Source organism: Roseovarius sp. MMSF_3359 (genome assembly GCF_030733385.1).
Classification (GTDB): domain Bacteria; phylum Pseudomonadota; class Alphaproteobacteria; order Rhodobacterales; family Rhodobacteraceae; genus Roseovarius.
In genome coordinates this window covers 156,104-171,745 of sequence record NZ_JASHJC010000008.1, presented here as the reverse complement: position 1 = coordinate 171,745, position 15,642 = coordinate 156,104, and the positions used below count along the sequence as shown (strand labels likewise).

The window sequence follows — 15,642 nt, the reverse complement described above, 5'->3', positions numbered from 1 at the left end:
GCAGGCGATTATGCCTGAAACGGTATCGTGAAGCAAAATCGGGAAACTTCAAGGCTTTCTCGATCATACCAGAGCTTGCCGCCATTGTTTTCCACGATCGTCCGGCAGAGCGACAGGCCGAGGCCCATACCGCCCGTTTTGCTGGTTTCGAACCGTTTGAAAAGGGTAATACCGGGGGAAACGCCCGGGCCGGTATCCTCGACAGAGACCTCTGCGTGGTCGCCTTTCGGCTCGACGCGGATCGTCACGGTTCTCTGCGTGCTGTCGGCATCTGCCATGGCCTCGATCGCGTTGCGCACCAGGTTGACCAGAACCTGCGCCAATTGAACCCGGTTCCCGATGACCTCCGGCAGGGTGCGGCGGGCAAAGCGGATATCGACGTCATTGGTTGTGGCTTCGTTCTGCAGAAGGCTGATTGTCTGCGTAATCAGGGCGTTAAGGTCAAATGGCTTGCTTTCGCCCTTGTCCTTTCGAATGAACCCCCGCAGCGTACGGATGATGTCGCCGCCGCGATGGGCGTGTTCGTCAAGCTCCGTCAGGATGCCGATCAGCTCCTGATCCGGGTCGGGTTTTTCTTTGACCATCGTGATGGCCGCATCGACGTTCTGCGAGATCGCGGTGAGCGGCTGGCTGAGTTCATGGGCAAGGCCGGTGGCCATCTGACCCATGAGGTCAAGCCGCGAGAAATGCGACAGATCGCGGTTCAACTGGAGAATCTTGGCATCCGCCTCGCGGCGTTGCGCGATCTCGTCGATCAGGGTCTTGTTGGCGCGCTCCAACTCGCGGTAGGTGCCGGGCAGGGGTTGGGAGGCCAGCGCCTCGCCCTGGGAGACGAGCGCGGTCCTGACCGCAAAGGCCCGCACCGGGCGCAGGATCAGTTCGGCCAGTAGGAGGCCCAGGCAGGCAGTGACAATCGACACCGCGGCGGCGATCCAGACGTTGCGCCGGCGGTTATCCTTGATCGTCTGGATAAAGTCATTCTGTGGTGCATAAATCGCGATGGTCCACGGCACGTCCTTGCCCAGCACAGGTTTGACCAGCGAAACATAGGTGTTTTTCCGGTATTCGAACTCCGAAAGGGTTTCGCGCGTGACCGTGATGCCGCCATTCGCCGCAAGCTCCGCAAAGGCGGCCCGGGCCACGGGATCGTCGAAACTCGCAATGCTGTCGAAATCAAGCGCACCATCTGCCGCTGTCTGTTCGAATGTCGGATAGGCGATCACATCGCCATTCTCGTTCAGGATCAGCGCCGAGCTGTTCTCGCTGATGCCGAGATTTGCCAGAAACTCGGAAATCGCGGCGATTTCGATATCGACGCCGATAACGCCCCTGAGGCGCCCGTCCGGGTAGGACACCGGTGTTGCCGCGGTGATGCCGGGCTGTTGCGACGAAAAGAAGATATAGGGCGCGGTCCAGATGCTCTGCCGTTCCTTGGTGGCGCTTTCATACCAAGGCCGTTGGCGCGCATCGAAACGGTCTTCGGGGTCGTACCGCTGCTCGACCACGGAAAAATCCGCGGTGCGCCAGATAAGCTGCGTCGTTCTGCCGTCCTCGGCGACGTCAATGATCTTGGTGCGGAAGGGGCCAGGGCCGCTGCTGCGCATGACATAGATGAAATTCCCGGCCTCATCGCCGAAATAGAGCCCCGAGAGGTGTTGATCCGCCTGCAGGCTCTGGAACAGGAACTTTTCGACCTCGGCCGCGTCCTCCACATCAAGGACACTGCTTTCGAACACACGGCTGACCAGTTCGGCGGTTTCGCGGGCGGGCTTCAGGAAACTCTGGGAGTGCTGGCTTGCATTCTTGCCGGCCTCGGCCAGCCGGAGCCGCGCCAGCTCCAGCATCGCTTTTTCCGACGTGACATAGGTCGTGGACACCACGATCGTGATGGCCAGGAACTGCAGACCAGCAAGGCTGATTGCCAGAACGGACCCGAGCGAAAACTTCATCGCAGCTCACGCATCACGGCGATCCCATTCCCTGCGCAGGGTTGTCGGGCAAGACGGCACAAGGGCCGCGGGGACGTCCGGAGACGAGCGGAGCCAGCTTGACCGATCTGCTGTGGAGGTCACGCGCCCCGGTTTTTCCCGGGCCACCAAACAGCGGGGCGCGGCGTTCGACGTCACAGCAGGAAGCGGCGCCAAGATTTTGGAATTTAACGGATAAAAGTGTACCATGCTTTCGAATCCGCCCGCGAATCTGTCGATGTTCTTATTTTTGCCTGCTGCTTTCTATAGGTATTAACGCGCATAGACAGGCGGATGGATGACTGAGACTTTTGGAACCCGAACCGGGGGTATCCGTTTCTTTACGAGTATGAGTTCGCCAAAGAACGAGTGACGAGGTCAATCGTTCCCGCGGCGCGTGAGAGTATGCAACTAAAATTGGGAGAGTCAAAAAAATGTATCACGGAAAATTCGCCGTCGCGGCCGCTCTGGCCACGTCGCTCAGTGTCGCCGCACCGCATGCGATGGCAGAAGAGTTCATCACCATCGGCACCGGCGGTGTCACCGGTGTGTATTATCCGACCGGCGGCGCCATCTGCCGCCTAGTGAACAAGGGCCGCAAGGAACATGGCATCCGCTGCTCGGTCGAATCGACCGGCGGGTCGGTCTACAACATCAAAACCATCCGCCAGGGTGAGTTGGAGTTCGGCGTCGCCCAGTCGGACTGGCAGTACCACGCCTTTAACGGCACATCGAAGTTCGAAGATGAAGGCGCCTTCGAAGGGCTGCGTGCGGTCTTTTCCGTGCACCCGGAACCCTTCACCGTCGTGGCCCGCGCCGATGCCGGGATCTCGAGCTTCGAGGACCTGAAAGGCAAGCGTGTCAACGTCGGCAACCCCGGCTCGGGTCAGCGCGGCACCATGGATGTTGTCCTGGAGGCGATGGGCTGGACCATCGACGATTTCGCCCTGGCATCCGAGCTGAAGGCGGCAGAACAGTCTGCAGCCCTTTGCGACAACCAGATCGACGCCATGATCTACACCGTCGGTCACCCGTCGGGGTCGATCCAGGAAGCATCGACTGCCTGTGACTCGGTCCTGGTGAACGTGACCGGTGACGCGATTGACAAGCTGATCGACGACAACTCGTTCTACCGGACGGCCACGATCCCCGGCGGCATGTACCGCGGTAGCGACAATGAAACGACCACATTCGGTGTGGGCGCGACTTTCGTGACCTCGGATGCCGTGAGCGAAGACGCTGTCTATGCGGTTGTTTCCTCGGTCTTCGACAATTTCGAAGACTTCAAGAAGCTGCACCCGGCCTTCGCCAACCTGAAGCCCGAAGAGATGGCTTCGGCTGGCCTCTCGGCGCCGCTGCACCCCGGTGCGGCCAAGTACTACAAAGAAAAAGGCTGGATCGAATAATCGACCAACCATCCGAGGGGGCAGGCAACTGCCCCCTCATTTCGATTTCAGAACAAGATTAAGCCGCACCAAAAAACCGCGGCATCAGGGAGAGTGAATCATGGCCGAGAACGCGTCGGGCAAAGGCCCTCTTAGTGAAGAAGAGCTGCAGGAACTGGTCTCGTCCAGTGACGCGGGCTCCCGCGATCCTGCCGGTGCGGTCGGCATGCTGCTCGCGATCGTGGCGCTTGTCTGGTCGCTGTTCCAGGTGCTGCTGGCCTCGCCGATTGCCAACTACGTGCTGCCCGGCGACATCATCAACAACTCCCGTCAGATTCACCTGGCCTTCGCCATCTTCCTGGCATTCATGGCCTACCCGGCGCTCAAATCCTCCCCCCGCAATTACGTGCCGATACAGGATTGGGTGATGGGTCTTCTGGGCGCGGGGATCGCGCTCTATGGGTTTTTCTTCTACGAGAAGATCGTCAACAATGGCGGCCTGGCCGACGATACCGACAAATGGGTGGCCCTGATCGGCCTGATCCTGCTGTTCGAAGGGGCGCGTCGCGCTCTCGGGCCGGCCATGGCGATCATCGCGACGATCTTCCTGGGCTATGTCTTCTTCGGTTCATCCTCCTGGGTCCCCGATGTGATCCGCTGGAAAGGGGCCAGCCTGCAAAAAGCGATGAGCCATATGTGGATCACGTCTGAGGGCGTCTTCGGCATCGCGCTTGGCGTTTCGACCAAGTTCGTCTTCCTCTTCGTGCTATTCGGCGCTTTGCTCGAAAAAGCCGGGGCGGGCAATTACTTCATCAAGATGGCGTTTGGCGCGCTTGGTCATCTTCGTGGTGGCCCAGCCAAGGCCGCGGTTGTCGGCTCGGCCGCAACCGGCCTGATCTCGGGCTCGTCCATTGCCAACGTGGTCACCACCGGGACGTTCACGATCCCGCTCATGAAACGTGTGGGCTTCTCGTCCGAGAAGGGTGGCGCGGTCGAGGTGGCAAGCTCGGTCAACGGGCAGATCATGCCACCGGTGATGGGCGCTGCGGCCTTCCTGATGGTGGAATATGTGGGCATCTCCTATGTCGAGGTCATCACCCACGCCTTCCTGCCTGCCGCGATCTCTTACATCGCGCTGGTTTACATCGTTCACCTCGAAGCGGTGAAGAACAACATGCCGACCCTGGGCGACCGCGTCGTCTCGATGGGCCGTACCATCGGCGGGATGGCGGCATTCTTCGTGGGCTTCGCGCTTCTGTGCTACGGGGTGCAATACCCGGTCCGCTGGATCACCTCGGCGTTGCCATCATCTGGCCTGATCCTCTCGGCACTGATCTTCGTGGTCTACCTGCTGCTTCTGAAGCTGGCCGCATCGGTGCCGGATCTTGAGCCCGATGACCCCAATGCCGAAGAGGTCAAGCTGCCGGTGGTTGGTGAGATCTACAAATCCGGTCTCTACTTCCTGCTGCCGATCATCGTTCTGGTCTACTTCCTGATGATCGAGCAGAAATCTCCCGGCCTCAGCGCCTTCTGGGCCTCGTCGCTGCTCTTCGTCATCCTGCTGACCCAACGCCCGCTCAAGGCGATGTTCCGCGGCGAGGGTGACATGGGCGGTGCGTTCCGCTTCGGCGTCATGGACTTGATCCAGGGCCTCGTCGACGGCGCGCGCAACATGATCGGCATCGGTCTCGCCACGGCGACGGCGGGTGTGATCGTGGGCACCGTGACGCTGACCGGTGTGGGGCAGGTGATGGCCGACCTGGTGGAGTTCCTCTCGGGCGGTAACCTCATCCTGATGCTGGTCATGGTGGGCCTACTCAGCCTGATCCTCGGGATGGGTCTGCCAACCACGGCGAACTACATCGTGGTTAGCTCGCTGATGGCCGGTGTCGTTGTCGAACTGGGCGCGCAATCGGGCCTCATCGTGCCGCTGATCGCGGTACACCTCTTCGTCTTCTACTTCGGGATCATGGCGGATGTGACGCCACCTGTGGGCCTGGCCAGTTTCGCGGCCGCCGCCGTTTCCGGCGGGGACGCGATCAAGACGGGTTTCGTGGCGTTCTTCTATAGCCTGCGTACCGTGGCGCTGCCGTTTGTGTTCATCTTCAACACCGATCTTCTGCTAATTGATGTGACGATGATGCAAGGCATATTGGTTGCGATATCCGCCACCATTGCCATTCTTGTCTTCACCGCCGGCACGATGGGCTTTTTCCTGACCCACAGCCGGATCTATGAAAGCGTGATCCTGATCGCGGTGGCCTTTGCGCTCTTCCGGCCGGACTTCATCATGGACAGGCTGCAACCGCCGTTCGAGATGATCGAACCCGCGGGTCTGGAGCAGGCCCTTGGGAACGCGGCAGTGGGCGATGAATTGCGTGTCATCGTCACCGGCCCAGATTTCGACACCGGCGAGCCCAAGGACACCACCCTGGTGTTCGCGCCCGAAGCCGACGGGACCGGAGCGGAACGGCTTGAGGCGCTTGGTGTCATGCTGCTCGAAGAGGATGGCGTCGTGAAAATGGAAGAACCGCTCTTTGGTTCGCCCTTCTCGGACACGATGCAAGGCTATGATTTCTATGGCGATGACCCGGTTGTTATCAGCCAGGTCAAGGCCCCTGCAAACCAGATGCCCAAGGAGCTGGTCTTTATCCCGGCGCTGATCGTGCTCGGTCTGATCGCGATGCTGCAGCGTGGCCGCATGAACAAGGAAGGAGTGCCGGCATGACTTTGCGTCCCGTATTATGTGCCGTTGACATCAGCAATTCGGACCGCGATCACGACGTCCTCAGGATGGCACAACGATTGGCCAGCCTCGACAACGCGCAGCTTGATGTCATCACCGTCGTCCCGGATTTCGGCATGAGTGTCGTCGGCAGCTTTTTCGAGGAGCACCACCACGAAAAAGCGGTGGAGGAGGCCAAGCGCCGCCTTAACGAACTCGTCGAAACGGTCCTTGGGGCTGAAACCAATCAAAGCGTGCGCCACGTGGTCGCCACGGGCAACGCTTACGAAGAAATTCTGAACGCCGCCGAAAAGGCGGATACGGGCCTCATTGTGATCGGGGCCCATAAGCCGGATTTCAAGGATTACCTGCTTGGCCCGAACGCCTCGCGGGTGGTTCGCCATTCCAGCTGTTCAGTATTCGTTGTTCGGTAAAGAGTACTGGGGGTTACCACCGGCGTTCCGTTTCGGGGCGCCGGTGGTCCAGCTTTCGGCGCGATGATCCCCGCGGGGCCGGATTGCCCGGCGGGCCAAGATCGTGGACGATGCGCCCTTTTCGAACTACCTTCTGCCTGACAGGAGTGGTTCATGCGCGTAATTCTGGCGGTTTTGGTGATGGTTGCGGGGTCGGTTGGTGCCGCCCGGGCAGACAAAAATGCCTATCTTGAACTGGCAGAGCGCGGGTGGATCTACGAGCTGCGGACAACAATGGTTGGCCGCGACATGTCGATCCCGGTCCATATCAACGGGCGTGACCTCGCCGGGGCGTCGCTTTGCATCGTGGGCGAACGGCCGCATCCGGTCTCGCTCGAAATCCTCAACGCCTTTCGCGCGCTGGCGCATCACAGCTTCGGCAAGCCGCTGCCGATGCGATACGCGGGACCCGATGCCCGGGGCTGTGGCTCGGGGCGCACTGTCATCCTGCGGCTCTATTCCGGCTATCCACCCAATCAGGCGCTCTCCGCCGATCTGCGCTGGATGAACCAGGCCTATCTGCTGGGCCTGCCGGAAAACCGCGACTATGCGGCGACCTCTCCGGCCATGGCGCAGACCTTTTTCGGGCGGCGTGGGCAGGGGACGCATATCATGGTCAAGCAATCCGCGTTTGAACGCCCCGGTCGGATGGAGGCGCGGTTCTACAAATCCATCCTGATCGAAGAGCTTTTCCAATCCTTCACATTCGGCATGGACATCATCCAGTTCGACCGCTCCTCCCGGTTCCTATCGAAGCTGCAGGAAACACCGCTGAACCTGCAGCGGCTGCCCTGGGGCTCGCAGGCTTATATGCGCGCGCTGCTGGGTTCGAACCCAAGCGGCCTCTGCGCTTTTGACGTGTTTATGATGCACGCGGTGGCCCGTGCGCCGGTGGATCAGACGGTCGAGCCCGTGTTCCTCGACTATATCGACACCGAATTCGATGACCTGCTGGCCCTGGCGCAGCAGACGATGGCCGACCCGCAATTCGCGCCCATTCTCGACCCCACCTGCGAACGGCCAACCTGAAATCCCTATGCCAATGATACCTTCGGGGGTATTTGCGCACCTTGCCTTATGGATTAGCCTGCCGGTGCAGGAGTGACAGAACATGGATGCACGACCGGACGTATCGCCGCCGCTCATGGGTGCGCTGACCTCGCATCTGACGCAGGGACTTGTTGGGCATCAGGAACTGATCGAGCGGCTGCTGATCGCGCTTCTGGCGGGAGGGCATATGCTGGTCGAAGGGCCGCCGGGGCTGGCCAAGACGCGGGCGGTCAAATGGCTGGCCGACGCGGTCGAGGGCAGTTTCGCCCGCATTCAATGCACGCCTGATCTGCTGCCCTCGGACCTGACCGGCACGCCCGTCTATCATCCCAAGGACGGCACGTTCGAATTTGTGCCGGGTCCGGTTTTCAACAACCTCGTGCTGGTCGATGAGATCAACCGCGCCCCGCCCAAGGTCCAATCCGCCCTGCTTGAGGCAATGGCCGAGCATCAGGTCACTGCCGGGAACGACACCCACAAGCTGCCCGATCCGTTCCTCGTGGTCGCGACGCAAAACCCAATCGAACATGACGGCACATTCCCGTTGCCCGAGGCGCAACTTGACCGCTTCCTGCTGCATGTGGTGTTGCACCTGCCGGATCGCGAGACGGAACGGCAGATCCTTGACCTGGTCGAGGCCGAGAGCCAAGACGGAGCGCCGCAGGCCGAGCCGATGAGCCTCGATGCGCTTGCCGAAGCCCGGGCGGCGGTCCGGTCGGTCCACCTGGCGCCGGAGTTGCGCGACTATATCGTGCGGTTGGTTCTGGCCACACGGGAGGGCGCGCAGGCGACGGATATCGAACATGCGGTGTCCCCCCGCGGATCGCTTGCACTGGCGGCGGCAGCCAAGGCGCGGGCCTATTTGAAGGGGCGCGACTTTGCCCTGCCCGAAGACGTGGCAACGCTGGCGCCGGACGCGCTGGCGCACCGGATGGTGCTCTCCTGGCGCGCCGTGGCCGAGGGGCGCCGCGCCCGCGATGTGGTGGCGGATATTCTGACCGAGGTCGAGGCGCTGTGACCGCCGCGCTCCAGATCCCCGGCGTGATGCTCAGGGCCGAGGATCTGATTGCCCTGCGCCGTGTCATCATGGCGGCGGCAACATCGCCGGTGCTGGCCGCATTGCCCGGTGGTTTCGCCACCCGCCGCAAGGGTCACGGGCTCGAAGTGGCCGATATGCGGGAATATGTGGCAGGCGATGATATCCGGCATCTCGACCGTGGCACGACCGCCCGAACAGGGCGGCTGCATGTGCGTCAGTTCCAGCAGGAGCGCGACCGGATTTGCCTTCTGATCGCGGATTTTCGGCCCTCGATGTTCTGGGGCGTGCGCCGGGCCTTTCGCTCGGTTGCCGCCGCCGAAGCCCTAGCGATGATCGGATGGAATGTTGTCGAGGCAGGGGCGCGCGTGGGGCTTCTGGCCCTGACGCCGACGGAGCCGGTGATCGTACCGGTGCGAGGCCGCGCGCGGGGGATGCTGGATGTCATTGGGGGCCTTGTGCAGGCCCACCAGGCCGGGCTTGACGCGCTGGCCACGGATCAAGACCACGAGGCGCCGTTGGAGCAAGGATTGACCCGCGCAAGCCGCCTCGTGCCGCCCGGGTCCGAATTGATCATCGCATCGGGTTTCGACGCGATGGGGCAGGGGCTGGCCGACCGGCTCGACGCGCTGGCGCGGCGACGCCACCCGCAATTGCTTATGATAACCGATGTCGCGGCCAGCGCCCTGCCCAGGGGGCGCTATCCGATGCGCTTGCGGGATGGGCGCCGGGTGCGGGTTCATCTGGGCGGCCCTGCGGAGGTTGATCCCCCGGACGTTCAGACGGTTGCCGGGCGCCCCGCGCTGGTCCTTGATGCCGGGGACAGTATCGAGACGACCGCGAAACGTCTTGTCCGACCGCGGCCCGGGGGGCAGGTGGCATGAGCGAAGGTGCGTTGAGCGAGGCCGCGATGCGGGCGTCCCTGGTCGACATCTCGCTTCCTGCGGAGGCTGCCGGCGGCCCATGGGCGGACGCCGCCGCCGCCTTGGGGTTGGCTGGTTTGATGGCCGTTGGTGTCGCGGCACTCCTGCGGCTTATGGCGGAAAGACGACGGGCGGCGCGTGTTCCGACGATGCAGGAACGCCTGGCAGAGATCGCCCTTCTGCCTGCCTCTGAGCGCCGCGTGGCGCTGTTGCATCTGCTTCGTGACACGGCACCAGAGCGTTATGCGGCGCTGGCGCCTTCGCTTTATCGCCCCGATGGCGGCCCCGAGCTGCACCAACTCACCGCCGAGGTCGCCCGCCTTGCTTGAGCTGGCCGATCCCCTGTTCCTGCTGTTGCTGCCGCTGCCTTTGCTGGCGCGGCGCCTGTTGGGTCCGGCGGCGCTTGCCGGAAGCGCGCTGCGTGTGCCCGACGGCATCGGGGAGGCGCTCCTGGCCGCCGGACGCGGCGCCGCCGGGGCAGGGCCATTGCAACAACGGCGGATCATGATCTGGGTCGTCTGGGGCCTGATGCTGCTGGCGCTGTCGGGACCGCGGGATCTCGCGCCTGTTCCGGCTCTCAAGGTGTCCGGCCGCGATCTGGCGATCGTGCTCGATCTCTCCGGATCGATGGTGCGCGATGACTTCGCGCTCGACGGGCAGCAGGTCACCCGGCTTGAGGCGGTCACGACCGTCGGCGCCGATTTTGCGCGCCGCCGGGGCGGCGATCGGCTGGCGCTGATCGTCTTCGGGTCCGAGGCCTATTACGCCGCCCCCTTCACATTCGATACCGATGCCGTTGCTCGCCGGATCGAAGAGGCCGCCATCGGCGTGTCGGGGCGTGCCACCAACATCTCGGACGGGCTGGGCCTTGCGCTCAAACGCATGGCGGACAGCGATGCCGAAACGCGGGTGGTGATCCTGCTGTCGGACGGGGTGAACAATGCCGGTGCCACCAACCCGCGCGGCGTGGCCGAACTGGCCGCCCGGATGGGTGTCCGCGTGCACACAATTGCCCTTGGCCCCAAGGACCGCGCCACCGCCGAAGAGGGTGAACGCGGCGTGGTAGATGCCGCCACCCTGCGGGCGATCTCCGAGATTTCGGGCGGTGAGAGCTTTCGCGTCAAGACAACCGATGACCTGATCGCCGTGACCGAGGCGCTTGACCGGTTGGAGGCGACCGATAGCGATGGCCTCTCGGCCGAGGTCTATCGCGACTACTGGCCTTGGCCAGCGGCGGTGGCGGCGCTGCTCTGCCTGGGTCTGGCCTGGCGGGAGGGCGCATGAGCGGGGTCGAGGTCACCCTGCTGCGCCCCGCGTGGTTTCTGGCCCTGCCGGTGATCGGGCTTTTGGGCTGGTGGCTCATGCACCGCCGCGGTGGGCTTGGGGATTGGCACAAGGCGGCGGATCCTGGGTTGATCGAGGCAATGGCGGCCCTTGGCCGGGTCGATCCCCATACCGGGCGGATGGCCCTGATCGGGACGCTGGCGGCGGTGACGATCAGCGTGCTCGCCCTCTCCGGGCCCGCGATCGAGCGGCGCGATGCCCTGTCCTTCCGCAACCTCGACGGGGTGCTCTTTCTGGTCGATACGTCGTCGAGCGTCACGGGCGATGACCGCTGGCCTGCCATGCTGACCATGGGACGGTTCGGGCTTGCGGCCCTCGGGACCCGTCCGGGGGGGCTGATCGTCTATGGCGGCGACGCCTATGTCGCGACCGACATGACCCGCGATCACCTGCAATTGGGGCAGACCTTCTCGCTCATCGACGCCAAAATCGTCCCCGACGCCGGATCACGCCCCCTGCGCGCGCTGACGCTTGCTGCGGACCTGCTGGCCAAGGCCGACGTGATTGCCGGCGATGTGGTCCTCTTCACCGATGGCGCGGGTCTTAATCCCGAAACGGCAAGGGCGGCGGAGCGGATCGCGGAACAGGGCGCGCGCCTATCGCTGATTTCGCTGCACGCGCCGGAGGCGGCGTTTGCCACCCATGCGTCCATCGGTGGCGGCAAGGTCTTCACCCTCGATCAGACCGACGACCTGGGGCGATGGCTCTCGGAAGACGCGCGCACGCGGCTTGAACGGGAGGTATATCCGCTCCTGTTCTGGCACGACCTCGGGCGGTACCTATTGCTGTTCTCGTTGATCCCGATCCTGATGATGTTCCGGCGGGAGGCGGCATGAGACGTCTTCTGCTTTTCTCCATATTGGCCCTGGGCATCGCGTTGGTGCTTGGGGGAACGGCGCCATTGGGCCGGGTGGCCCTGGCGCTTGGCCTGCCGCGCGTGGCGGAGCCTTTGTTCGACGCCCCCGGATGGCGCGGGGTCGCGCTCTATCGCGCGGGCGATTTCGATGCGGCGGCTGCGGCCTTCACCGCGGCGCGCGATCCGTTCAACGCGGGCAACGCCCTGGCCCATGCCGGGCGCCATGCCGCCGCGCTTGAGGCATATGACCTGGCCATCGCGCAGGGTCATCCTCATGCGCAGGCGAATTTCGACGTGGTCGCGGCGTTTTACGCGGGGCTTGGCATAGACCCGGCTTCCCTCGGACTTTTCCCCGAGCGCAAGACCGGTCCGGAGGCTGACAGTTTCATCGCCCGCGGTGACGCCCGCGCCGCCGGATCGGGAAGCGAGGTGACGAACGCCAACACGATGCTGGGGCTGGCCGAACTCGATAGCCGCGGCCGCCTCGGGGTGCGGCGCATCTTTGATGACAAGTTCATGGTCGCCGATGAACGCTGGCTCAGGCAATTGAGCGACGTTCCCGGTGAATACCTCGCCGCCCGCATCGCGCAGGAATACAAGCGGCGGGTCAAGGCCGGGCTGTCGCCTGCCGCTCCGGAGGATCCGGAATGAGGGTGATCCTTTGCCTCTGTCTTCTGCTTTGGTCTCCGGGCCTCATGGCGCAGTCCCGCACGGTTCTGCCCCATGAGTTGAGCCTGAGCGTTTCGGTCGAAAGAACCGACGCGCCGCCTTTCGTGCGCGAGATGATCCTGCTCAACATCCGCGGGGTATACCGGCGCCACATCACGCGCGAGACGCTGGTGCAGCCTGACCTGGAGGGGTTCAGCTGGTCGCAACTTGGCCCGGATGCCTGGTCCGAAGAGTTGCTGGATGGCAAGAAGGTCAAGGTCCTCAACCGCAGGATGGCCATTTACCCCGATCGCCCCGGGACCCTGACCATCGGGCCGTTCGTCCACAAACTCACCTTGACCGATGAGGTTGATGACTGGTTCGAACACCGGATCACGTCCGAGCCCGTCAGTATCGAGGTCAAGCCGGCACCGGAAACCGATGGCTGGTGGTTTCCCGTGCGCAGCCTCAAGGTTTCGGATCAATGGTCGAACGCGCCCGATCAACTGGCATCGGGCGAGGGGGTGTTGCGGGTTGTGCGCCTTGAGGCGCTTGGCGTGACGCCGGAGATGATCCCGCCGATGCCCAAGCTCAATTCGCCCTCGGCGATGATCTTTCCGCATCCCGAAAAACGCCTGGTCGAGCTGACGCCCGAAGGTCCCGTGACCTATGCGTTCTGGCGCTGGACCATCCGGCCGTCCAATGACATCTCGACCATCGTGGAGCCGCTGAGCTTCTCCTATTTCGATACCCGCGAACGTGTCGCGCGGGAGGTGACGATTTCGGCGCAGCGCATTGCTTACGGTGATGTCCTGCCGGAGGCCGCCCCGGCGCAACCCGATGCCGCGGCCCCGGCACGTCTGCCCGGCTGGCCTGTGGCGCTTGCCGCGCTTTTGACCTTTGGGACCGGGCTCTTCATGGCGTTGTCCGGGTGGCGGTTCACAGGTCGGGATGCTCTGCGCAACAATTCTCTGCTCGATCCGCTCGCGTGGCGGTTGCGCTGGCAGGCGCGGGCGAACAACCCGGTGGCCGTGCGGCGCCTGGCGCGCCTGATCTTGCGGCGTGATGGACCGCTGGACGCCCGGTTAGAGGTCTTGAACACCCTCGATCGCGCCTTGTTTGACCCTGCAAAACCGCCGGTGAACCTGAGGCGGTTCGCGGGCGATTTCCTACGAAAAACGCCTTAACGGACGCCCTGAAACCACCTTGCAACCACAAACTTCCCGCCAGTGACCTATGCGCAATTTATCGCTTATCTACTTGATTTGTTTATGCTGCTGCCCGAGTGTTCACTTAATTTATTTGATTTGAACGGCGTTTAGTTTAGCTTGAGCTGGGGAGGAGATCGAATGCAGCAATCGTCTGCCGTGGAAACGCATCGCAAGATGTCGAAGATGTTGATCGTCGATGATCATCCGCTTTACAGTGACGCGCTTGCCTCGGCGCTCGAGTTCGTCTTTGACGACTGCATGATCCGCAAAACCGGCTCTCTGAAGCAGACTTTCGAGGCGCTCGAAGACGGGTTTGACCCCGACCTAGTGATGTTCGATCTTAAACTTCCGGATGTTGCCGGCATCTCGGGTTTTCAGAAGCTGCGCAAGCGGCTGCCGGACACGCAGGTCCTCGTCATCTCGTCGCTTGCCTCGGTGGAACTGGTGCAATCGCTGCTGGACGAAGGGGCCGCCGGTTTTCTCCCCAAGGATTCCTCCGCGAAGACGCTCAAGTTCGCCGTGAACGAAATCACCTCCGGGCGCGAATACGTCCCCAAGGAATATCGGCGCACCGATGACGGTGGGACGGCGGATCAGTGTCCATTTCAGGATATCCCGGAACTTGCCTCGCTCACGCCGCAGCAGGTCCGCATTCTGAAACTGATCTGCCTTGGCAAACCAAACAAGCTGATCGCCTATGAATTGTCGCTGGCCGAAGCCACGGTAAAGGCTCACATCACGGCCCTTCTACGCCGCCTTGGCGTGCGGAACCGTACGCAGGCGGTGGTCCGGGTCGAAGGGATTCTGGCCCGGCAAAGCGGTACTGAGCCGGAAGCGCGCGCCTTTCTGCAGCATTAGGTGCTCCGATGCACGAAAACGGATCAAGCCCATCCTACGTGAAGGTCGGCCGATCGGATAACCCGGCGGCGCCGTTGGCGGTTGAAGAGGCCACTGCCGAGATCCGGCCATCCGACACTTGTTTCGTCATGGCGTTTGTGCCCAACGCGCTTGACCTCGACGCGACGATCTCGGCGCTTGATCTCCGGCTTGGCGGTGTCCCGGTCTTCGGCTGCACCACCGCGGGCCAGATCACCAGTGAAGGCTACGAATCCGAGGCTCTCTTGCTTCTGGCCTTTCCAAAGGCGAATTTTCGCTGCGCCTCGACGCTGCTTGACCGTCTTAACCCGCTTTCCACGACCACAATCGCGGCGCAGGCGCGGCGCCATGCGGAGAAATTCCGCCACACGGCTGGCTGGAACCGCCTGGCGCTGATCTTTGCCGATGGCCTTTCCAAGCAGGAAGACGTGCTGGTCGCCACGCTTGAGATTGCCCTTGATGGTTTGCCCATCTTTGGCGGATCGGCGGGGGATGGGCTCTTGTTCGAGAAGACCTTCGTGCTGCATGAGGGACGCGCCCATACCAATGCCGCCGTGCTTCTGTTGATCGAGACGAACCTGGAATTCCAGGGGCTTGGCTTCGATCATTTTCTGCCGGTCGGCACCCCGATCGTAATCACCGGCGCCAACCCCGATGAGCGGCTGGTTTATGAAATCAACGGGGCGCCTGCCGCTTTGGAATATGCGCGATTGGTCGGGTGTCCCACCGAAAAGCTGTCGCCCGAGGTCTTCGCCGAAAACCCGTTACTGGTGCAGCATAAGTCCAACCATTACGTCCGCGCGATCAGTGATGCGGGAACAGGACACGCGCTGTCTTTCCTGGCGGCGATCGACGATGGGCTCATCATGACGCTTGGGCAGGGGCAGGAGATCCTCGAGACGCTCGAGGCCGGGCTTGATGTCCGCGACCAGAAGGGGCGTGACCCGGATTTCATCCTCGGGTTCGACTGTGTGCTGCGCAAGCTCGAGATCGAGCAGAAGCAGTTGCGCAAGGAAGTATCGGATTGCCTCAAATCGCACCGCGTTCTGGGCTTCAACACCTATGGCGAGCAGCAATCTGGCGTCCACATGAACCAGACCTTCGTCGGGGTGGCGTTTTTTGAGCCGGAGGAGAGGGCGCTCAATTGA

At 62.8% G+C, this 15,642-nt stretch carries 14 protein-coding genes; 13 read left to right on the top strand and 1 reads right to left on the bottom strand.

What is annotated here, in order from left to right; translation table 11 throughout:
- Positions 1-8: 8 nt before the first annotated feature.
- Positions 9-1,949 carry an ATP-binding protein gene (locus RBB29_RS13405; RefSeq protein ID WP_306116050.1) on the bottom strand — a complete coding sequence of 647 codons (1,941 nt, stop codon included), beginning with the start codon at positions 1,947-1,949 and terminating at the stop codon, positions 9-11.
- Positions 1,950-2,401: 452 nt separating this feature from the next.
- Between RBB29_RS13405 and RBB29_RS13400 the strand changes: the two genes are divergently transcribed.
- The 13 genes from RBB29_RS13400 (at position 2,402) to RBB29_RS13340 (ending at position 15,642) form a co-directional block, all read left to right on the top strand.
- Positions 2,402-3,373, top strand: coding sequence for a TAXI family TRAP transporter solute-binding subunit (locus RBB29_RS13400; protein WP_306116051.1), 972 nt, complete (start codon positions 2,402-2,404; stop codon positions 3,371-3,373).
- 100 nt (positions 3,374-3,473) lie between these two features.
- Positions 3,474-6,080, top strand: coding sequence for a TRAP transporter permease (locus tag RBB29_RS13395; RefSeq protein WP_306116052.1), 2,607 nt, complete (start codon positions 3,474-3,476; stop codon positions 6,078-6,080).
- Complete coding sequence (locus RBB29_RS13390) at positions 6,077-6,511, top strand: universal stress protein (protein WP_306116053.1); 435 nt, start codon at positions 6,077-6,079, stop codon at positions 6,509-6,511. The genes RBB29_RS13395 and RBB29_RS13390 overlap by 4 nt, the downstream gene beginning before the upstream one ends.
- Positions 6,512-6,664: 153 nt before the next feature.
- A complete protein-coding gene (locus tag RBB29_RS13385) occupies positions 6,665-7,579 on the top strand; it encodes a hypothetical protein (RefSeq protein WP_306116054.1) in 915 nt (304 codons plus the stop codon).
- 82 nt (positions 7,580-7,661) lie between these two features.
- Positions 7,662-8,618, top strand: a complete 957-nt coding sequence (locus tag RBB29_RS13380) for an AAA family ATPase (protein WP_371931499.1) — start codon at positions 7,662-7,664, stop codon at positions 8,616-8,618.
- The gene (locus RBB29_RS13375; protein ID WP_306116055.1) at positions 8,615-9,520 is read left to right on the top strand and encodes a DUF58 domain-containing protein; all 906 of its coding nucleotides are present in this window, start codon (positions 8,615-8,617) and stop codon (positions 9,518-9,520) included. The genes RBB29_RS13380 and RBB29_RS13375 overlap by 4 nt, the downstream gene beginning before the upstream one ends.
- A complete protein-coding gene (locus RBB29_RS13370; protein WP_306116056.1) occupies positions 9,517-9,888 on the top strand; it encodes a hypothetical protein in 372 nt (123 codons plus the stop codon). The genes RBB29_RS13375 and RBB29_RS13370 overlap by 4 nt, the downstream gene beginning before the upstream one ends.
- Entirely contained in the window at positions 9,881-10,843 is a 963-nt protein-coding gene (locus RBB29_RS13365; RefSeq protein ID WP_306116057.1) for a VWA domain-containing protein, read from the top strand. Before RBB29_RS13370 ends, RBB29_RS13365 begins: the two co-directional genes overlap by 8 nt.
- Positions 10,840-11,739, top strand: a complete 900-nt coding sequence (locus tag RBB29_RS13360; RefSeq protein ID WP_306116058.1) for a VWA domain-containing protein — start codon at positions 10,840-10,842, stop codon at positions 11,737-11,739. Before RBB29_RS13365 ends, RBB29_RS13360 begins: the two co-directional genes overlap by 4 nt.
- Positions 11,736-12,410, top strand: coding sequence for a hypothetical protein (locus tag RBB29_RS13355; protein WP_306116059.1), 675 nt, complete (start codon positions 11,736-11,738; stop codon positions 12,408-12,410). The genes RBB29_RS13360 and RBB29_RS13355 overlap by 4 nt, the downstream gene beginning before the upstream one ends.
- Positions 12,407-13,594 carry a hypothetical protein gene (locus RBB29_RS13350; protein WP_306116060.1) on the top strand — a complete coding sequence of 396 codons (1,188 nt, stop codon included), beginning with the start codon at positions 12,407-12,409 and terminating at the stop codon, positions 13,592-13,594. The genes RBB29_RS13355 and RBB29_RS13350 overlap by 4 nt, the downstream gene beginning before the upstream one ends.
- Before the next feature lie 162 nt (positions 13,595-13,756).
- Positions 13,757-14,476 carry a response regulator transcription factor gene (locus RBB29_RS13345; RefSeq protein WP_306116061.1) on the top strand — a complete coding sequence of 240 codons (720 nt, stop codon included), beginning with the start codon at positions 13,757-13,759 and terminating at the stop codon, positions 14,474-14,476.
- 8 nt (positions 14,477-14,484) lie between these two features.
- Positions 14,485-15,642: an FIST N-terminal domain-containing protein gene (locus RBB29_RS13340; protein ID WP_306116062.1), complete on the top strand. Its 1,158-nt coding sequence runs from the start codon at positions 14,485-14,487 to the stop codon at positions 15,640-15,642.